Source organism: Nocardiopsis flavescens, from assembly GCF_900141985.1.
Taxonomy (GTDB): domain Bacteria; phylum Actinomycetota; class Actinomycetes; order Streptosporangiales; family Streptosporangiaceae; genus Nocardiopsis; species Nocardiopsis flavescens.
Window position 1 is genome coordinate 494,236 of the sequence record NZ_FQZK01000003.1, and the last position, 18,705, is coordinate 512,940.

The window sequence follows — 18,705 nt, forward strand, 5'->3', positions numbered from 1 at the left end:
CAACGAAAGCCGCTCCCCCGGCGAAATGGGCGTGCCGCGCCGGTCCGGCACGGTTCCCATGCACGCCTCGGGCGGACGCCCGAGCCCCGCGCGGAATCGGCCGGATCGGTGCGGCGAAATGGTGGGGGAATAGTACGCACGGCGCCGCCCGGCCCTTCTGCCTGGGCGTTCGGCGGCGGGTGCGCGGAGCGCCCGCCCGTGCGGCCCGGGGCCGTGCGGGCGGGACGGGTCAGTTCCTGCGGCGGCGGCCGCCCTTCTTGCGGCGGGAGGCGGGCGGCGCCTCCGCGGCGCGCTGCGCGGCGATCTCGGCGTCCTCCAGCGCGCGCTCCGCCTTGACCCCGTAGGGGTCGGCCGAGGAGCGGCGCACCCACACCACGATGAGGGCGATGCCCAGGGCCAGCACCAGGCCGACCATCGCGAACCACACCCAGACGGGCACGGACGGCCTCTCCTGGGCCTGCTCGGCCAGTTCCTCGTCGATGAGCGGGACGTCCTGCGCCGCTCCCGAGGCCTGCGCCTCGGCACCGGTCAGGTGCAGGCTCGGCAACCCGCCCGGACCCTCCTGCCCGCCCTCCACCAGGGCCGCGCGGATCTCCTCGGGGCGCAGCTGCGGGTGGGCCGAGCGCAGCAGCGCGGCCGCGCCCGCGGTCATCGCGGCCGCGTACTCGGTGCCGGTGACCTGGACCTGCCCCATGTCGGGCCCGGCGGTCTCCAGGTCGGCGCCGGGGGCGACCAGTTCGATCGCCCCGGCGTCGGGCGAGCCGGAGATCAGCTCCGACTCCTCGTCCACGCCGCCGACGGCCAGCACGTTGGGGTCGGCCTGGTTGTCCGCCGGGCCGACCACCAGGGCCCCGGCGGCGACGGCGTCGCGGGTGGCGCCGGTGAGGTCGGAGCCCTCGGGGATCTCGGGGAGCAGGATGACCTGCGCGCCGGAGTCGGCGGCGTGGCGCACGGCGGCGGCCAGCCGGTCCTCGGTCGGGATGACCAGCAGCACCGAGTCGGGGGACACGCCGAGCACGCCGCCGTCGGCGTCCATGCCGTGCCCGTGGCCGGCCACCAGCGCGGCGGCGGCGCTGCCCGCGTCGGCGTCGCCGTCGTTGGAGCCGAGTTCCTCGTCGATCGTCAGGTTGTCGACCAGATCGGGGTGGTCGGCGTGCACCGAGGCCCCCGGGAGGGCGACGGTGATGCCCTGGCCCTGTGTTTCCGGCCACAGTTCCTGGGCGTTGACGGCCTGGAGCCCCCATTGTTCCGGGCGGAAATCGGGCACCCCGTCCGCCGCCGCGGGGGCGGCTGCCAGGCCGAACAGGACGGTCGCTGCCACGGCGACGGTCCCGGTGTGTTCCCTGTGACGGCTGATGCCCCCGAGCACGACAGGCTCCCTCATGTTGCTCCCCTGTACGGCCGTAATTCTGTCACGAGCACAGGTTCCCGGCGTGGACAAGTGGCGGTGGAGGTAGGAAAGGCAACTGTATCGTCGCTGCCAGTCCTAGGTTTTCCGCTCCGCATCCGGCATGTCGAGTCGCTAGCATGAGTCGGGCCGATCCGGACAAACCAATTTCCCGTGCAGGGGGTGTCCCATGCCGAATATCGGTCCGGCCGAAGACGGCCAGTCGGCACTTGCCGATCGCGATCAGCGCATCCTGGCCTTCGAGCGCCAGTGGTGGAAGTTCGAAGGCTCCAAGGAGCAGGCGATCCGCGACGAGTTCGGGTTCTCCGCCACGCGGTACTACCAGCTGCTGAACGGGCTGGTCGACCGCCCGGAGGCGATGGCCTTCGACCCCATGACGGTCAAGCGGCTGCGCCGGGTGCGCGCCGACCGCCAGCGCCAACGCAACGCGCGGCGGCTGGGCATCCGCCTCTGAGGCCCCTTTTCGGTCACACGCCGACCGGAATATCACGGACGCGACCACAGGCCCGAAACCAGACAAAAAGTGCGGGTGCGCACCGAAGTGCGCACCCGCCTCTCTCATCCCACACGAACCACCATGATGCCCCGGACCCGGTGAACGGCGGCCGAACGCGGCACGGACATCGGACACCGGTCGTGCGACGCCCGCGGGGCCCGCGCCCGTTCCGGTTAGGTTGGAGTCCGCCCCTGACGGAAAGGCCCGCCATGCAGCTGCCCGCACCCGGAACGACCGAGGGGCGCGCCGCCCTCGCCGCCCTGCTGTCCGACCCCGCACGGGCGCTGGTCGCCTTCGACTTCGACGGCACCCTCGCGCCCATCGTCGCCGATCCGCGCGACTCCGCGCCCGAGCCGGGGATCGTGGAACTGCTCGCCGCGCTGGCCGGCCGGCTGGGCACGGTCGCCGTCGTCACCGGGCGCCCGGCCGCCACCGCCGTCCGCCTGGGCGGGCTGGACCGGGTGCCGGGCATCGTGGTGCTGGGCCACTACGGCGCCGAGCGCTGGGAGGACGGGCGCGAGACCGCCGTCCCGGTGCCCCCGGGGGTGGACCTGGTCCGGGCCGAGCTGCCCGGGCTGCTGGACTCCCTCGGCGCACCCGAGGGCACGTGGGTCGAGGACAAGGGACGCTCGCTGGCGGTGCACACCCGCCGCACCGCCGAACCGGACGCCGCGCTGGACCTGGTGAAGCCGCACCTGGTGGAGCTGGCGGACCGGGCGGGCCTGCGGGTGGAGCCGGGCCGGATGGTCATCGAGCTGCGCCCCGCGGGCGTGGACAAGGGCGCGGCCCTGTCCGCCCTGGTGGCGGAGCGGGCCGCCGGCTCGGTGCTGTTCGGAGGCGACGACCTGGGCGACCTGCCCGCGTTCGACGCGGTGGTCCGGCTGCGCGCCGAGGGCGTGCCCGGGCTGACCGTGTGCTCGGCCTCGGCCACCGGGGAGGCCGCCGGGATCGCCGAGGCCGCGGACCTGGTGGTCCAGGGGCCCGCGGGTCTGGCGGCGTTCCTGGGCGGCCTGGAACAGGCCCTGGCCCGGGGCTGAACCGGGCGGGGGAGGCCCCGGAGGCCTCCCCCGGTCCGCGTGCGCCTGCGCGGACCGGGACCCGCTCCCGCTCCGGAGGCGGGCTCTCCCCCTACGGCGTGGAGTCGTGCGACTGCGGCGACACCGCGGACCGGGCCGCCGCGCGCAGGTCCGCCAGGCCCGTGCGGTCCCGGCCGTAGTGCACCGCGTTGGTCAGCACCCCCACGTACCGGCTGCTCTCGGGGTGCATGAACAGGCTCGTCCCGGTGAACCCGTTGTGGTACACCACCCCCTCGGCGGTCACCAGCCAGCCCAGCCCGCGCCACAGCCGCTGCCCGGCGTCCACGTGCGGCCGCCAGCTCGCCCGCACGAACGAGGGCGGCACCGGGCCGTCGCCGCCCTCGTGGATGCGCAGCAGCTCCCGCGCGAACGCTCCCAGGTCGATGGCGGTGGTGAACGCTCCGGCGTGCCCGGCCACCCCTCCCATCAGCGCGGCGGCCTCGTCGTGCACCACGCCCCAGGTCGGGGCCGTCCCGGGCAGGCGCCGCTCCGTGGGGGCGACCCCGGGTGAGCGGGCCAGCGGGCCGAACGCCGTCGACCGCATGCCCATCTCGTCCCACAGGTCCGCGGCCAGCCGGTCGAGCCCCGTCCCGTACAGCCGCTCCAGCACCAGGCCGAGCAGGATGAACCCGCGGTCGACGTACCGGTACCCCGGCTCCTCCAACGGGTCCGCCAGGATGGCCTCCGCCAGGTCCTGGTCGGTGCCCACGTACCTCTCCAGCCAGGTCACCGGATTGAGGCGGCCCGTGTGGGTGAGGATCTGCCGGGTGGTCACGGAGGCCCCGGGCAGGCCGTCCGCGGCCAGGTATTCGGACATCGGGGCGTCCAGATCGAGCATCCCCTCGGCCACCGCCTGGCCGACCAGCGGCCAGGTGGCCATCACCTTCGTCAGACTCGCGACGTCGTAGGCGACGTCGGGGGCGGTGTCGTGGATCTCGTCGATCCTGCCGACCGCCACGAACTCCCACATGCCGCCGGTCCCGATGACGGCGGCACCGCCCGGCAGCCAGCCCGCGTCCACCATCACCTTCAGGACGCCGCGGATACGCGCACCCGTCTCCGTGAGCCAATCTCCATCACGCACCACACGCCTCCCCCGGGTCTTCTCCGCTCACTCGGGCGGATACCCCGTTGTCCACACGTTGTCACACCGTTCCGGACTCCGAGAAGGACGAAACCCTCGCAGGTCAGGGCCGTAATCAAGGCCTTGATCCCGACCGGAGTAGTCTGGCGCCCACGACTCCGAGGAGGACGATTGAGCAGCAAGACCCCCGTTCCCGCCGGTTTCCGCGGTGTCGCCGGGAACATCGGGATCAAGGACCCCCAGGACGACTTCTTCGCGGTGGTGTCCGAGGTGCCCGCGCACGTGTCGGCCGTGTTCACCCGGTCCCGGTTCGCGGGGCCCAGCGTGCTGCTCAGCCGGCGCGCCGCCGCCGACGGCCGGGCGCGGGGCGTCGCGGTGATCGCCCGCAACGCCAACGTGGCGACCGGCGCGGCGGGCGAGGAGCACGCGCGCGAGTTCCAGGAGCGGGTGGCCGCGGCGGCGGGGGTGCCGGCCGAGGAGATCCTGGTGGCGTCCACCGGCGTGATCGGCCGCCCCTACCCGATGGACAAGGTGCGGGCCCACCTGGACGGGCTGCCCGGGGAGTTCCCGGCCGCCGACCTGGACCGGGCCGCGGCGGCGATGATGACCACGGACACCCACCCCAAAACCGCCTCGGCGCGGGTGGGGGAGGCGACCGTCACGGGGATCGCCAAGGGCGTCGGCATGATCGAGCCGGACATGGCGACGATGCTGGCGTGGTTCTTCACCGACGCGCGGATCGACCAGCCGGTGCTGGACGCGGTGTTCCGCCGGGTGGTGGACCGCACCTTCAACGCGCTGAGCATCGACACGGACACCTCCACGAGCGACTCCGCGGCGCTGTTCGCCAACGGGCTGGCGGGGCCGGTGGAGCCGGCCGCGTTCGAGGAGGCGCTTTTCGGCGTGGCCCTGGAGCTGGTGCGGATGATCGCCGCGGACGGCGAGGGCGCCGGCAAGCTGCTGGAGGTGCGGGTGTCCGGGGCGCGCGACGACGCGCAGGCCAAGCGGGTCGCCAAGGCGGTCGTGAACTCCCCGCTGGTCAAGACGGCCGTGCACGGCGCCGACCCCAACTGGGGGCGGGTGGCGATGGCGGTCGGCAAGTGCTCGGACGAGACCGACATCCTGCCGGAGCGGACCCGCATCCTGTTCGGCGACGTGGAGACCTACCCTGCGGAGGCGACCGACGAGGTGCTGGCCCGGGCGGCCGAGCACATGAAGGGCGACGAGGTCGTCGTCTCGGTGGACCTGGGGATCGCCGAGGGCGGGTTCACCGCCTACGGCTGCGACCTGACGGAGGGGTACATCCGCATCAACGCGGACTACACCACCTGACCGCCCGCGGAGGGGGCGGGGCCGCGCGCCCCTGCCCTGCCTCTCCGCCCGTCCCGCGTCCGCCCGGAGGGCGCCGGAGGGCGGGTGCGTCCCACCCGCCCCCTGCGCCCGGGGCGCGCGAACGGCGGCAGGAGCGCACCCGCCGCCGGCGGGGCGGCGGTGTCCTCCGCGGCTCCGGGCGAAGGGCACCGCGCCCGGGAGGCCGGTGCCCCCGGCCCGGCCGCCCCCGGGACGCTCCACGTGCCGGCCGGGGCCGGCGCCAGGGCTGTCGGCCCGGACCGGACGGGGCCCGTGGGCCCGGACCGGGACTCCCCCGCCGGGGGCCGGGTCAGACGGTGTCGCGCTCCCCCGCGGGCGCGTACCGCTCGAAGGGGAACTCCGGACCGGCGTCGGTGAGGTTGTTCCCGCCGGTGACGAACGACGTCACCCGGGTGGCGACCGCACCCGCCCACACCGCCGCGCGGGTCAGCCGCAGTCCGCTCGACCCGCCCGAGGGGGCGACCCCGTCCACCGTGTACTCCCCCATCCACTGGGCGTGCTCCACGTGCGGGCGCATCGCCGCCTCGTAGGCGAAGTACCCCGAACGGTGGTCGCCCTCCACCCTGGCCAGCTCGCCGGCGAGCGACATCGCGCCCTTGAGGGCCAGCGCCGTGTCCATGCCGGACATGGGGTCGGAGCAGAACGCGGCGTTGCCGAGCAGGACCACCCGCCCCCGGCTCCAGGTGTCCAGCCGGACCTGCCGGGTGGGCGCGATCCGCACGTCGGCACGGGACATCTCGTCGAGGATGCGCGGCACATGCCACCCGTCTTCGGCGAAGGCTGCGGCCAGCTCCTCGGGGGTCTCCCGCTCCGTGTCCCGCCCGCCGCGCGGGCGGCGGTGGAGCAGGACGGCCTCCAGGGCGTCCTCCCCGGGGATGTCGCTGAGCATGGCGCCGCGACCGGGCCTGACCAGGACCGACGACAGGGCGTCCTGCCCGGTGAAGTCGGGGACGGTGAAGATCGCGACGGTGACGCCGAGGTCGTGGACGTGGTCCGCCTCGGTGCCCTCGAAGGAGAGCCCCCGCACCGTGGAGTGCAGCCCGTCCGCGCCGACGACCAGGTCGAACCGGCGCGCGGGGCCGTTCTCGAACTCCACGTCCACCCCGTCCGGCGTCTCCTCCAGGCCGGTGACGGAATCCCCGAACACGTGCTCGGCGTTGGCGGAGGCCAGGGCGCGCAGCTCCCGCAGGAGCGGGTCGCGGCGCACCACCAGGGTGGTCTCCGGGGAGGCGGCGGGGACCCGGACCGGCTCGGCGTCGTCGCGGAAGTGGAACTCGACGGTGGGCGGGGGGCCGACCTCGTCGGCGAGGCGGTCGACGATGCCCATGCGCTCCAGGACGCCGACGCCGCCGAAGCCGATCTCGACGCGGGAGATGCGGGAGGACGCCCGGGGCTCCCGGTCGACGACGGTGGGGGTGAAACCGTGCTGTGCGGCCCAGTAGGCGAAGGCGGAACCCGCCACGCCTGCTCCTGCGACGAGAACGGTCCTGTTCCGGGTGGGCACGCGTACCTCCTGGTGTCGTGGACGCCCATGCCGGGGACACGGACCCCGACAAAAGGACCCTACCCGCCCACGGGCCGTATACCTCCTGCTCGCACGCCGTCAGGCGGCTTCGAGGCCCCCGTCGCGGTCCGCCGCGGGCAGCTGGCGGGCGAGCGGGAACCCGGGCTCGTCGTCGCGGGGCGCGTACGACACCAGCCGGGAGACCAGGGACAGGAGCCGCACGCCGGCGCGCATGGCCTGGAAGCCCAGCGCGCCGCCGCGCGGGGCGACCCCGCTGACGGCGAGCCCGCCCAGGGACTGGGCGTGCTCCACGTGCGGGCGCATCGCCGCCTCGTAGGCGAAGAACCCGGCCCGGTGGTCGCCCCCGGCGCGGGCCAGCTCGCCCGCGAGCGCCATCGCGCCCTTGAGGGCGAGCACGGCGCCCATGCCGGACATGGGGTCGGGGCAGAACGCGGCGTCGCCGAGCAGCACCACCCGGCCGCGGCTCCACACGTCCATCCTGACCTGCTGGGAGGGGGCGAAGTGGACGTGGGCGTCGCGCATCGCCTCCAGGATGCGCGGTACCTCCCACCCGTCGTCGGCGAAGACCCGCGCCATCTCCGCCTTGATCCCGTCCTGGGTCAGAGAACGCGGGGCGGCGGCGGAGCGGTGGAGCAGGACGGCCTCCAGGTCGTCCCGGGCGGGCATGGTGGTGAGGACGGCCCCCCGACCGGGCTTCACCAGGGCGCTGGAGAGGTCGCGCTGCCCGGTGAGGTCGGGGACGGAGAAGATCGCGAGGTTGGTGCCCAGGTAGCGGGCGTGGTCGGCGGTGGTCCCGCCGAACACCAGCCGCCGGACGTTGGAGTGCAGCCCGTCCGCGCCGACGACCAGGTCGAACCGGCGCGCGGGGCCGTTCTCGAACTCCACGTCCACCCCGTCCGGCGTCTCCTCCAGGCCGGTGACGGAATCCCCGAACACGTACTCGGTGCCGGGGCCGCGCAGCGTGTGCAGGGCGCGGACCAGCGCGGTGCGGCCGACCACCGTCTCGTCGCCGACCGACACTCCGGGGGGCCGCACGGGCGCCGCGGACTCCCCGAAGCGGAACTCCAGCTCCGGCGGGGGTCCGGTCTCCCCGTCGAGGAGGTCGACGGCCCCCATGTGCTCCAGGACGCGCCGGCCCCCGGCGCTGATCTCGATGCGAAAGCCCTCGGAGCGCACGTCGGGGAAGCGCTCCACGACCGTGGGCGTGAACCCGTGCCGGACGGCCCAGTGGGCGAAGGCGGAACCGGCGATGCCGCCGCCCGAGACGAGGATGGTCGGTTTCCGGCTGGGCACGGGGGCCTCCTGGTGTCGTGAACCGCCGTGGGCTTATTGAACGAACGTACATTTTTTCGGGTCGCCTGTGACCCGTTTTCACCCGCTCACGACCGAAATCCGGGATGTCCGGGGGTGCGCCCCTAGGGGTTCGCGGAACACGGGCGCCACAGCAGGAACACCGGCACACCGGACACCGCCACCACCGGGGGTTGCCCGCCCGCCTGGAGCGCCCAGCCACAGCCGGAGGGCATCGCTCCCACGCAAGGTCGCGCGGGGTAGGGCCGCGGGTACCTTCTCGGCCCGCCGCAGGGGGTGTCGGGACACGCTCCCGCGTGCTGCGCTCCAGGGGGTGAGACGGACGTGGAGGTTTCCAGGACGGTCACCCGCTGGGAACGGCGGTCTGTGGTCGCGCCCGACCAGAACCTTTGGCTTCCAAGACGGTCACCGCTTGGAAAGGCACAGACCGGCGGAGCCGGATCCGCCCCCACGACACGACGGGCGGCAGACGGACAGGCGAGAGCGTGGGTCGCACGTCCCGGGCGGTGGGGGTGTGCTTTCCGGGGGCGGGTCCGGGCGAGGCCTGCCCCGCCCAGCCCTCTGAGAACGGAGGAAGGGTCCGCCTGCACAGCCGCGGTTACTCACGACCTCGCTTGGAACACCAACCACAGACGCAGTAACCAGCACCAGAGCGCCCTCCCGCACCACGACGCACCGAGGCCGCGCGTGCGTGCCGCCCCCACCCCCGCGCGGCCGGGCGAGCAGGGCCCCGCGGCCTTACCCCGCGCGACCTGAGGCAGCGCGACACCCTCCGGCTGGGGTCGGGGGCTCCGGGCGGGTGGACACCCCCCAGGGGCTGGGCGGGGCAGGTCCGTGCGGCCTTCACTCCCGTGTGTCTGGGGAGGGAGGTACGCCCTCCCGAAACCCGCTGGGGTCGGGGTGGCGATTCATGCTGACCGGCTGTGCCTGGGGCCCCAAGACAGTGCACGTTTCACCCCCTATGGCGTTGGGAGGGCATGGGTGTGCTCTACGTACGGGCCGCTTGTCGCGCCCACCACCGTTTTCAGGGGGCATTCCTCCCGATCCGGGCGGCTGAGCTGGGATCGCCTCGCTCGACCCAGCCCCGGAACACACCCCCACCACCACGGACGTGTGCCCAACGCGCAGCACGGGAGGTCTGCCGCCCGCCGACTGCGCCGGGGCCAGGTCCACGCTCCGCTGGCCGCCGTTTCCACATGGCTGAGCTTCTGGAGAACTCCGGTCGAGCTCTCACCCCCTGGAGCGGAGGTCGCGGTCCGCTGACCGGCTGTGGCCGGGCGCCCCGGTCGGGTGGAAAACCATGTGGCACAGGCCCCGGTCCGCCGACCGGCTGCGGCCGGGCGCCCCGATCAGGCCAAAAACCACTACGGCACAAACCCCGGTCACCTCAACAGCTGTGGCCGGGCGCCCCGGTCGGGTGGAAAACCATGTGGCACAGGCCCCGGTCCGCCGACCGGCTGCGGCCAAGCACCCCGGTCAGGTCGAAAACCACTACGGCACAAACCCCGGGACACCCTCCCGCACCGAAGCGTCGTGATCCGCTGGTACCAAGGGAACGCCCCGGCACCCCCTGCCCTTCTCCTCCCTGAGAGGCCCTCCCATGGCCCGCCCCTCCCTGCCCCTGCCCCCGCTGCCTCCCGAGGCCGACGACGCCCCCGAGGTGTCCGGCATCCTCCTCCTGCGCACCGGCGGCGACGACGCGACCTGGAAGGACGTGCTCCACCGCCTGGGCGACCCGCCCGGTCTGCGCACCCCGGCCCCGGACGGCGACCGCCCCGCGCTCCCGCAGGAGGGGCCGATCCGCCGGCTCCTCCTCGCGGTGGACGACCCCCGCTGGCACGGCGCCTCCGAGCAGGAGGTGCGCGAGGCGGTACGGGCCGGGGCGGACGGGTCGTGGATTCCGGACGTGGTCGTGCTGGTCACCGACGGGACCGCGGCCGACCCGGTGCTGCGGCCGCTGCTCGCCTTCGACACCGGGGACCACGGTGCGGCGTTCCGGATCGCCCCCCGCCAGACCGCCGCCTTCTACCTGGTCCTGCACCTGCTGAGCCTGGACCTGGCCGTCCAGGACTTCGAGGAGCGCTCACCGGCCGACCCCTGGGACGACGAGGACGGCGAGGAGATGACGGACGAGGACCTCCCCCACCCGGCGGGCTTCTACCTGGAGGCCCCGGACCCCGCGCCGCGCTACAAGAGCCCGGCCCGGCCGCTGCCCCCGATCCCGCAGGAGGGCTGGGGGCTGCTCGTGCGCACGGACTTCGGCGACGACGCGGCCTGGGCGGCCCTGGTCGCGCACATCCACCACCCGGGCAACGTGCTCAACTCGGCCGGGGAGGAGGAAGAGGACTTCGTGGACTTCTTCCAGATCGTGGACGACCCGGTCTTCGAGGGGGCCACCCCGCAGCAGCTGATGGCGCTGGTCCACGCGGACGGGGACTCGGACGAGATGGCCTCGGGCGTCCTGCTGATCGCGGACCGGGAGGCCCTGGCCGAGCCGCGGGGCGACCTGCTCGCGGTGCCGCTGGACGACCACTTCGGCCTGACCTTCCGCCTGGCCTCGGGCCAGGCCGGCAACCTCTCCGTCAACCTGGCGATCGCCAACCAGGACCTGGAGGACTACATGGGCAGGGAGTTGGCGGACTCCCTGCTGGAGGACTGGTGGCGCCGCGCCATGCGCGGCTGAGTCCGCGCCGCCCCCGGCCCGGACCGGGGGCGGCGCACCCGTTCACCCGTCCGCCGCGGCCCCCGTCCCGGCGGCGGGGTGCCACCTGCCCAGCCACGGGTCGACGAGTCTGCGCGCGGGCCCGGAGAGCCACATGACGAGCAGCGCGTAGTAGCCGATCCCGGGCACGAACGCGGCCAGGCAGGCGGCGGCCCCGAAGAGCAGGAGGTTGGCCAGGGCGACGGCCACCCCCTCGCGGACCCGCGCCGCGCCGATGGTGTGCAGGGCGGGGTGGCGGGCGAGGTGGACGCGGACGAGCAGCCACATCAAACCGGTCGCCGCCATGCCGGCGATGTAGACCAGCACGAACGAGCGGTCGCCCGTCCCGGAATGGCCGGTCAGCGCGGTCGCGACGGGCATCCAGACCAGGGTGAGGAGCCATGCCAGGCTCAGCCACAGCAGCCCGTTGGAGACCGCCACGACCCGGGCGAACACGCGGTGGTGCCCGATCCAGAAGAAGCCGATCATCACGAAGCTGATGAGGAAGGCCAGGATCTGTCCCGAGTGCTCGGAGAACCACGCCCCGGCCCCGCCCTCCCCCTGCTCGGAGGCGGACTCCATGAGCGGCAGGATCAGCAGGGTGAGCGCGATGGCCACCACGGCGTCCACGAAGGCCTTGGCGCGTTCGGCGGGGAACACCCGCTCCAGCGCGGCGAGCCGCGTCCCGTCGTCGTTCCCGTGCACAGTCCGCCCCCTCGGCGCCGACCCGGCCGCGCCACCGGTCCGCCGCGCGCCCCGGAGCCGGCGCCGCCAGCATAAGCACGCACCGCCCGCGTACCCTGGCAACGCCATGCGCACCCGCAACGGCATGCGCCGGCCCCGGCCGTTTCCCACCGGCCCCGCCCTCTCCCCCCTACTTGGACTCCACGCTCCCGACCGCGTCCGGTCCCGTCGTCAGCTCCTCCCTCGCCCGCCGCCAGGCGTCGTCCCCGGAGCCGAACCGGCCGTGCAGGTAGGCGGCCGTGAGCCGGGCGACCGCGGCGACGTGCGCCGGGTTCTCGTCGTCGAGCATGTGGCTCTCGGCCGCGTCGTAGCCCTGGATCCCGCCGAGCAGGTGGCCGGCGCCGAAGACCGTGAGCAGCGCCTTGGGCCCGGGGGCCAGGTCGTACGGGTCCCGGTGCCAGGCGGGGCCCGCGTCCGTGAAGTGCCGGGAGTCGTCCGCGTCACCGGCGACGACCAGTGCGGACGCGGTCATCGTGGAGAAGTCGATGTCGCGCAGGAACGGCACCTGGTCGGCCATCGGCCCGTTGAGGGCGTCCCCGCCCCGGCCGGGCGCGGCCAGCACCACCCCTTCCGTGATCCGGGGGTCGCGCAGGTTCACCCGCTCCCCCGTGTCGGGGTCGGTGACCTCCGCGCCCAGCAGGAGTTCGGCGGTGAAGCCGCCCATCGAGTGCCCCGCCACCGCGACGCGCCCGTGGTCGAGGCGTCCGGCGAGCAGCGGCACGGCGTTCTCGACCTCGTCGAGGCGGTCGAGGACGCGGGTCATGTCCCGTGCGCGGGAGCGCCAGAACAGCGGGGCGCCGGGGGCGGTCCCCCACAGGCGGTCGAGCCGCCGCGAGCTGAGGTGGGTGGGCTGGACCACGGCGAAACCGGCCGCCGCCCAGTGGGAGGCGATCGGCGCGTAGCCGTCCTCCGAGGAGAGGCCGCGCGCGCCGCCGTGGCCGTGGGACAGCAGGACGACCGGCAGCCCGGAGCCGGTCTCGGGCGCGGTGACCCGCAGCGTGAGGTCCACCGGGCGTCCGGGGACGGGCAGCACCACGGGGGCGTAGGACAGGACCGGGGCGCTCCGGTCCGGAACTCCGGGCGGGGTGGTCGGTTCGGACATGGTGTGCCGTTCCCTTCTGTTCCCCCGGCCGGCGCGCGGGCCGGCCGGGGCCGAGGAGTGGCCGATCGCGCCGCACGCACACAATCGGAACATTGCTCCGCTTACGATACGGAGCACTGTTCCGATTGGCAAGCGGAGTATCATGGCCGGTCCCGTCCCGTCCCGCGAGAAAGGGGTCCCTGGTGCCCACCCCAGGCCGACCGGAGGCGCCCGCCGTCGACCGGCGCAAGCGGGCCGACGCCCAGCGCAACCAGGAGAAACTGCTCGCCGCCGCAGCCGGGGTGTTCGCCGAGGCGGGCGTGGACGCGCCGATCCGGCGGATCGCCGCGGAGGCGGGCGTGGGCATGGGAACGGTCTACCGGCACTTCCCGACCCGCGCGGACCTGGTCGCGGCCGTCTTCCGCCACCAGATCGAGGAGTGCGCCCAGGCGGGGCCGGACCTGCTGGCCGCCGCCGACTCACCGTTCGCCGCGCTGCGCGCGTGGGTCGACCTCTTCGTGGACCTCCTGGTCACCAAGCACGGCCTCGCCCAGGCGCTCCAGTCGGACACCAGCCGTTTCGCGCCCCTGCACGCCCACTTCCTGGACCGCCTGCTGCCCGTGGCCGAACTGCTGCTCGACGCCGCCGCCGCGGCCGGGGAGACCAGGCCGGGCACCCGGCCCTACGAACTGCTGCGGGGCATCGGCAACCTGTGCGCCGGAGACGACGGCGATCCCCGCTACGACCCCCGGCGGCTGATCGCCCTGCTGCTCCAGGGCCTGCGGAGCCCCGGGACCGGCTGACACCCCGCCCCCCGACCCGCCCGGCGCCGCCCCGGACACACGGGAGGGCCCCCGCGCGACTCTCCGTCGCGCGGGGGCCCGTGCCCTCCGGGGGCCGGAACCCGGCCCCGCCCTTCTCACCGCTCCTCGGCGCCCGCCCGGCGGCCCGGCCGGTGCTCTGCGTCCTGCGCGTGGTAGCCCGCCCCCCGCTCGCCCGCCGCGGAGGCGATCAGCTGGAGCGCCCGGATGTGTCCGGTCAGCGCCTCCCGCCCGGCGGAGGTGAGGTTGAGCCAGGTGCGCGGGCGCTTGCCGATGTAGCCCTTGTCCGACTCCACGTAGCCCAGCTTGTCCAGCGCGCTCACCTGCTTCGACAGTGCCGAGTCGGTCAGTCCGACCGAGTCGCGCACGTAGCCGAACTCCGCCCACCGCGTGGCCGCCAGCAGCGAGACGATCGACAGCCGCGTCGGGTTCAGCAGGGCCTGGTCCAGCTCGCCCGGGTCTCCCACGGCGCTACGCCTTCGGTGCGCGCGAGGCGCTGTCGAGCAGCCGGCGCCAGAGCGGCATCGTCGCGACGATCACGGCGCTGCCGATGGTCATCGGGTAGGGCACGTCGAAGTTGCGCATGACCGTCGCACCCACCGCGACCACGATGATCAGCCCGAGCATCGTGAGCATGCGCAGCACCCTGGCGCGGGCCGGCGTCCCCGCCGGCCGGGCGACGGGCGAGCGCTGGTAGCCCAGCGCGGCCCCGGAGCGCTTCCAGCGGGGCAGGAAGGTGAACAGCAGCGCCGCCGCGACGAGCGCGTAGAGCAGGGGCGTGCGCAGTTCGGGCAGCAGGTCCGAGGTGACGCCGATCGCGAGGACCGCCAGTGCGAAGGCCCAGATCGTCCACGTGGGGTGCGCGTCGGGGGCCGTCGCCTGCTCGCGGCGGTCGCTGATGTCCTGGAGGGCGTTGGCCGCTTCTTCGGGGGTCGGCTGCGATCCCATCTCGAAAACTCCTTCGTGTCGTTCCTTCGGTACGGCGGGCTCCGCTCGGTCTCCGGTGCTTGCCGCGGTTTCACGTCCTTGCCTACAAGGAAAGTACACCAGCACTTTCCCTCTAGGCAAGTACATGCTCCAAGGAAAATCACGATGGGGTCGAAGTCGGACACGGAGAGGAGGCGGCGCCGCGCCACCGCGCGCGGCCCCCGACCTCGGGTGCCCGGGCCTCTCCCGACACCCGTGACCTGGCACGGAGCGCCACCTCCGGGCCCGACCCTCCCGGCGGGCCCCGCCGCGGGGCGCAGCGGTCGTACGCCCGGCGCGGGCGGGTAGAACACAGGGACCCCGCCGCCCCGTCCAGGGCGTGGCGCTCCCCCGAACCCGCGAAGGACCCCCGTGCCCAAGTCCCTCATGGCCGCGACCGCCCTGATCGTGCTGCACATCCTGGCCTGCGCCCTCGGCCTCGCGCTGGCGTGCCTGCTGATCCTGATGGTCGCGGACCACGGCAGGGAGGTGACGGCCGCCCACTGGACGTCCGCCGGGGTACCGCTGGCCGTCATCGTCCTGCTGGCCACGGGGCTGGTGCGCGTCCTGCGCCGCCACCGGGACGGGCGCGTCCTCATCGTGGCCGCGGAGGTCCTGCTGGGGGTCCTCCTGTTCCCGGAACTGCTGGCGACGCTCCACCCGCTGGGGGGCATCTTCCTGCTCTCGGCCGCGGTCATGGTCGCCCTGGCGTTCTCCCCGGGGACCTCTGCGTGGCTGTCGCCCCGCAGGGACTGACCGGGACCGCCGCAACGGCCCCGATGCCGGCCCCGGCACCGCCCGGCTCGCCGCGCAGCCGCCGGACCGCCGCGGAGCCCGTCCGCCTGTCGTGGCAAAAGGGTAGAAAGGTGGCGCCCCCTTCTCCCTCGATCACTTTCGGTGAGGCCCCCTGATGTCCCGTCCCTCCCTCCCCCTGCCCTCCGCCGCGGACGGCGGCCCGCGGGTGCACGGCACCCTGCTGGTCCGCACCGGCTGTGACGACCGCACCTGGGCCGACGTGCTCGCACGGATGGGCGCGCTCCCCGGCCTGGTCGTGCCGGACCCCGACGGCCGGGTGCCGGCCGGGGTGCCGGCCGACGGGCCCCCGCGCCGCCTCCTCGTCGTGGACGACCCCGCCTGGCACGGCGCAGGCGAGGAGGAGGTGCGGGAGGCCCTGGCCGGGGACCGGGCATGGGTCCCGGACCTGGTCCTGCTGGCCCAGGAGCGGACCGCAGCGGAACCCGGCCCGCGCCCGCTGCTCGCCTTCCGGCCGTCCGCCGGCACCGGGTTCTGGATCTCCCCCCGGCAGGCCGCCATGGTGCACCTGATCCTGCACCGCACGATCACGGACCTGGTCTTCGAGGACTTCGAGGAGTACGCCGCCGCCCCGCCCGGGGGCGGGGCGGACGACCTGCCCGACCCGGCGGGCGGCTTCCTGGAGGCCATGGACCCCGCCCCGCGGTACGAGGCCCCGGCCCGCCCGCTGCCCGCGCTCACCCCGGGCAACGACGCCCTGCTCGTACGCACGGACTTCTCCGACGACGCGGCCTGGGCCGCCCTGGTGGAGCTGGTGCGCCACCCGGGAGAGGAGGGGTTCGGCGACATCGTCGACGACTTCGGGGACAACATCGACTTCGTGGACGACCCGGCCTTCGGGGGCGCCTCCCCGGAGCAGCTGATGGCGGCGGTCCTGTCCGGCCCGGAGGAGACCGACCTGTCGGCGAACCTGGTCCTGATCGGGGACGCCGCCGCCATGTCCGGCCCCGATCGCTCCCTCGCCGGGATCTCGCTGCTGGAGGGACCGGGGTGCCCCTTCCGGGTTCCCGCCGTGATCGCCGGGATCATGGTGGTCAACCTGGCCCTGGCCAACATGGACCTCGACGACTACGTGGACGTCCCGCCCCGGGACCTCGTCCTGCCCTGGTGACCGCCCCGGCCGGCCCCGGAGCGGGTGCGGGGAGGCGGGGGGCTCGGGTCAGAGGCCGCGGGCGGTGATGTCGCCGTAGGAGGTGGTGGCGCGGATGTCGAGTCCGGCGGTGCCGTCGTTGCGCAGGGCGTTGTCGATGCGGCCGTAGGAGGTGCCCGCGTCCAGGGAGGCGGACACCCCGGGAGCGGCGGTGACGGTGATGTCGCCGGACCCGGTGCGCAGCTCCAGGAGGCCGCGCGAGGCCTGGTCGACCCGGATGTCGCCCTTGGCGGTGCTGATGTCGGCGGGGCCGGTGAGGCGGCCGACGGTGATGTCGCCGTCCTTCAGGGCGAGGCGGGCGCCGGCGGCCTCGTCGAGCTTGACGGGACCCCGGGCGCTGTCGAAGGAGACCTCGCCGAGCCGTCCGACCCCGCGGAGTTCGACGGCGGCGGCCCTGGCGTCCACGGCGGAGCCCGAGGGCAGCCGGACGGTGGCCTCGACCGAGCCGGGGTGGCCCGAGAGGAGGCCTTCGGCCCCGGGCGCCTGGATGCGCAGGACGCCGTCGTCGAGGGCGACCCCGACCCGCTCGGCCGCCCTGGTGTCACGGCCCTTGGCGGGGTCGGCGGGGCGGACCTCGACGGTGGTGTCGGCGCGGTCGGCCGCGATGAGGCGGACGTGCCCGGCGGGCAGGTCCAGGACGACGGTGATCGGGGCGGCGGTGGGGAACTGCTGCACGGTGGACTCCTCGGCCTCGTTGTTTCTAATAATGGAAACGCTACGTTGCGTTCATAAAATAGGCAATCTTCCAGGCGCGCAAATTCTCTTTACCAGCAGGTAAATTCACTATAATCGTTGCAAAGCCTGGAAATCTAACGCAACGATGCCGCACCGCTCGTTGCAATGAATGGGAATTGAACGCTCCACGGGAAACCCGGGCGCCGACGGCCGGCGGGCGCACTGCCGCGACCCCGGGGACAGGCGTGCTTCCACCCGGGCGGACGGCCGGGGCGATACGTCGCCTTGTAAAGGCTTTGTCGTTCCTTGTTGCAACTCAGAGTGACGAAGAGTGACTTCAAGTTACGAATTGCCGACGATTCCGGGTATGGACGAATGCTCGAAGTCGACGCCGAAGGCCTTCCAGGCCGTCAGTGCTCGCAACCTCATGCGCGTCGCCACCACGTTCACCGGTGCGGTGCTCATCGGCCCGTTCCTGTGGAGTGCGGCTCCCGCCTCCGCCCACGACACGGACACGGGATACCACGGGTATTACGCCGAGTCCGTCGCCCAGTCGCAGCCGGGCGAGACGACACCGGAGATCGCCCGGGCGGTCGAGGAGGCGATGAACGACCAGTCGCTCCCCGTCGTGCCCGGGGTCGACGTGGACGAGGTGCTCGAGTTCACGGAGTTGCGCGGGGCGTACCCGCCGCCCGAGGAGCCCGGGGAGGAGGGGCCGGGCAAGCCCGGCAAGCCCGGAGAGCCCGGCAAGCCCGGAGAGCCTGGTAAGCCCGGAGAGCCTGGTAAGCCCGGGGAACCCGGCAAGCCCGGGGAACCCGGCAAGCCCGGAGAGCCCGGCAAGCCTGGGAAGCCCGGCAAGCCCGGAGAGCCCGGCAAACCCGGGGAACCGGGGAAGCCCGGAAAGCCTGGAGAGCCCGGCAAGCCTGGGAAGCCCGGCAAGCCCGGGGAACCGGGGAAGCCCGGAGAGCCCGGAGAGCCCGGCAAGCCCGGAGAGCCCGGAGAGCCCGGCAAACCGGGCAAGCCCGGAAAGCCTGGAGAGCCCGGCAAGCCCGGCAAGCCCGGCAAGCCCGGCAAGCCTGGGAAGCCCGGGAAGCCCGGTGACTGCGAGGATCACGGCAAGCCGGGCAAGCCCGGGAAGCCGGACCCGTGCGAGCACCCCGAGCCTCCGAAGCCCGAGCACCCGAAGCCGGAACACCCGAAGCCCGAGCAGCCCGAGCCCCAGCAGCCCGAGCTCGCCAAGACCGGCGTCCCGGTCGCCGTTACCGCCGCGGCCGGACTGCTGACCGCGCTGGCCGGTGCCGGTGCGATGTTCCTGGGCCGCCGCCGGTCCGAAGGGGCGCGCGGCTGAGTGACCCCGCCCTGTGATTCGACATCCCGCTCGGGCCCGCACCTGTCCAGGTGCGGGCCCGCTCCGTTTCCGGCCCCTTGAGGAGCCGGGCGGCCGACTGCACCCATGACGCGGTCCAGGATGTACGCGGGGGGC

General features: G+C 74.1%; 17 protein-coding genes. 8 read left to right on the top strand and 9 right to left on the bottom strand.

Going from position 1 to position 18,705, the window contains the following annotated elements:
- Positions 1 to 229: 229 nt before the first annotated feature.
- Positions 230 to 1,384, bottom strand: coding sequence for a S8 family serine peptidase (locus tag BUE45_RS08850; protein WP_143173298.1), 1,155 nt, complete (start codon positions 1,382 to 1,384; stop codon positions 230 to 232).
- Between the two features lie 193 nt (positions 1,385 to 1,577).
- Here BUE45_RS08850 and BUE45_RS08855 point away from each other — a divergent pair, with 193 nt between their 5' ends.
- On the top strand, positions 1,578 to 1,862 hold the full coding sequence (locus tag BUE45_RS08855) for a DUF3263 domain-containing protein (protein WP_073377328.1): 285 nt from the start codon (positions 1,578 to 1,580) through the stop codon (positions 1,860 to 1,862).
- 251 nt (positions 1,863 to 2,113) lie between these two features.
- On the top strand, positions 2,114 to 2,941 hold the full coding sequence (gene otsB, locus BUE45_RS08860; RefSeq protein WP_073377330.1) for a trehalose-phosphatase: 828 nt from the start codon (positions 2,114 to 2,116) through the stop codon (positions 2,939 to 2,941).
- A gap of 91 nt (positions 2,942 to 3,032) precedes the next feature.
- Here otsB and BUE45_RS08865 read toward each other — a convergent pair whose 3' ends face one another.
- Positions 3,033 to 4,064: a serine hydrolase domain-containing protein gene (locus BUE45_RS08865; protein WP_073377519.1), complete on the bottom strand. Its 1,032-nt coding sequence runs from the start codon at positions 4,062 to 4,064 to the stop codon at positions 3,033 to 3,035.
- Between the two features lie 171 nt (positions 4,065 to 4,235).
- Here BUE45_RS08865 and argJ point away from each other — a divergent pair, with 171 nt between their 5' ends.
- Entirely contained in the window at positions 4,236 to 5,396 is a 1,161-nt protein-coding gene (argJ, locus tag BUE45_RS08870; protein ID WP_073377332.1) for a bifunctional glutamate N-acetyltransferase/amino-acid acetyltransferase ArgJ, read from the top strand.
- 328 nt (positions 5,397 to 5,724) lie between these two features.
- Here the strand turns inward: argJ and BUE45_RS08875 are convergent, their stop codons facing one another.
- Both BUE45_RS08875 and BUE45_RS08880 read right to left on the bottom strand, forming a co-directional pair.
- On the bottom strand, positions 5,725 to 6,939 hold the full coding sequence (locus BUE45_RS08875) for an FAD-dependent monooxygenase (RefSeq protein WP_073377334.1): 1,215 nt from the start codon (positions 6,937 to 6,939) through the stop codon (positions 5,725 to 5,727).
- A 99-nt stretch (positions 6,940 to 7,038) separates the two neighbouring features.
- The gene (locus BUE45_RS08880) at positions 7,039 to 8,253 is read right to left on the bottom strand and encodes an FAD-dependent monooxygenase (protein ID WP_143173299.1); all 1,215 of its coding nucleotides are present in this window, start codon (positions 8,251 to 8,253) and stop codon (positions 7,039 to 7,041) included.
- 1,618 nt (positions 8,254 to 9,871) lie between these two features.
- Here BUE45_RS08880 and BUE45_RS08885 point away from each other — a divergent pair.
- The gene (locus tag BUE45_RS08885; protein WP_073377336.1) at positions 9,872 to 10,954 is read left to right on the top strand and encodes a DUF6924 domain-containing protein; all 1,083 of its coding nucleotides are present in this window, start codon (positions 9,872 to 9,874) and stop codon (positions 10,952 to 10,954) included.
- A gap of 42 nt (positions 10,955 to 10,996) precedes the next feature.
- Here BUE45_RS08885 and BUE45_RS08890 read toward each other — a convergent pair whose 3' ends face one another.
- Both BUE45_RS08890 and BUE45_RS08895 read right to left on the bottom strand, forming a co-directional pair.
- Complete coding sequence (locus BUE45_RS08890; protein WP_178378484.1) at positions 10,997 to 11,677, bottom strand: TMEM175 family protein; 681 nt, start codon at positions 11,675 to 11,677, stop codon at positions 10,997 to 10,999.
- Positions 11,678 to 11,846: 169 nt separating this feature from the next.
- Complete coding sequence (locus BUE45_RS08895) at positions 11,847 to 12,818, bottom strand: alpha/beta hydrolase family protein (protein ID WP_073377341.1); 972 nt, start codon at positions 12,816 to 12,818, stop codon at positions 11,847 to 11,849.
- Positions 12,819 to 13,000: 182 nt separating this feature from the next.
- Here BUE45_RS08895 and BUE45_RS08900 point away from each other — a divergent pair, with 182 nt between their 5' ends.
- Positions 13,001 to 13,600 carry a TetR/AcrR family transcriptional regulator gene (locus BUE45_RS08900; protein ID WP_073377345.1) on the top strand — a complete coding sequence of 200 codons (600 nt, stop codon included), beginning with the start codon at positions 13,001 to 13,003 and terminating at the stop codon, positions 13,598 to 13,600.
- Between the two features lie 116 nt (positions 13,601 to 13,716).
- On the opposite strand, the gene BUE45_RS08905 is transcribed toward BUE45_RS08900, so the two are convergent.
- Both BUE45_RS08905 and BUE45_RS08910 read right to left on the bottom strand, forming a co-directional pair.
- Positions 13,717 to 14,085, bottom strand: coding sequence for a winged helix-turn-helix domain-containing protein (locus BUE45_RS08905; protein WP_073377349.1), 369 nt, complete (start codon positions 14,083 to 14,085; stop codon positions 13,717 to 13,719).
- A gap of 4 nt (positions 14,086 to 14,089) precedes the next feature.
- On the bottom strand, positions 14,090 to 14,566 hold the full coding sequence (locus tag BUE45_RS08910; protein WP_073377353.1) for a hypothetical protein: 477 nt from the start codon (positions 14,564 to 14,566) through the stop codon (positions 14,090 to 14,092).
- Between the two features lie 390 nt (positions 14,567 to 14,956).
- Here BUE45_RS08910 and BUE45_RS08915 point away from each other — a divergent pair, with 390 nt between their 5' ends.
- Complete coding sequence (locus BUE45_RS08915; protein ID WP_073377357.1) at positions 14,957 to 15,340, top strand: hypothetical protein; 384 nt, start codon at positions 14,957 to 14,959, stop codon at positions 15,338 to 15,340.
- A gap of 154 nt (positions 15,341 to 15,494) precedes the next feature.
- Positions 15,495 to 16,508 carry a DUF6924 domain-containing protein gene (locus tag BUE45_RS08920; RefSeq protein WP_073377360.1) on the top strand — a complete coding sequence of 338 codons (1,014 nt, stop codon included), beginning with the start codon at positions 15,495 to 15,497 and terminating at the stop codon, positions 16,506 to 16,508.
- Positions 16,509 to 16,556: 48 nt separating this feature from the next.
- Here the strand turns inward: BUE45_RS08920 and BUE45_RS08925 are convergent, their stop codons facing one another.
- Positions 16,557 to 17,222, bottom strand: a complete 666-nt coding sequence (locus BUE45_RS08925) for a DUF4097 family beta strand repeat-containing protein (RefSeq protein WP_073377363.1) — start codon at positions 17,220 to 17,222, stop codon at positions 16,557 to 16,559.
- Positions 17,223 to 17,589: 367 nt separating this feature from the next.
- On the opposite strand from BUE45_RS08925, the gene BUE45_RS33775 reads away from it, so the two are divergent.
- Complete coding sequence (locus tag BUE45_RS33775; RefSeq protein ID WP_218619511.1) at positions 17,590 to 18,570, top strand: hypothetical protein; 981 nt, start codon at positions 17,590 to 17,592, stop codon at positions 18,568 to 18,570.
- The last annotated feature ends 135 nt before the right edge of the window (positions 18,571 to 18,705 follow it).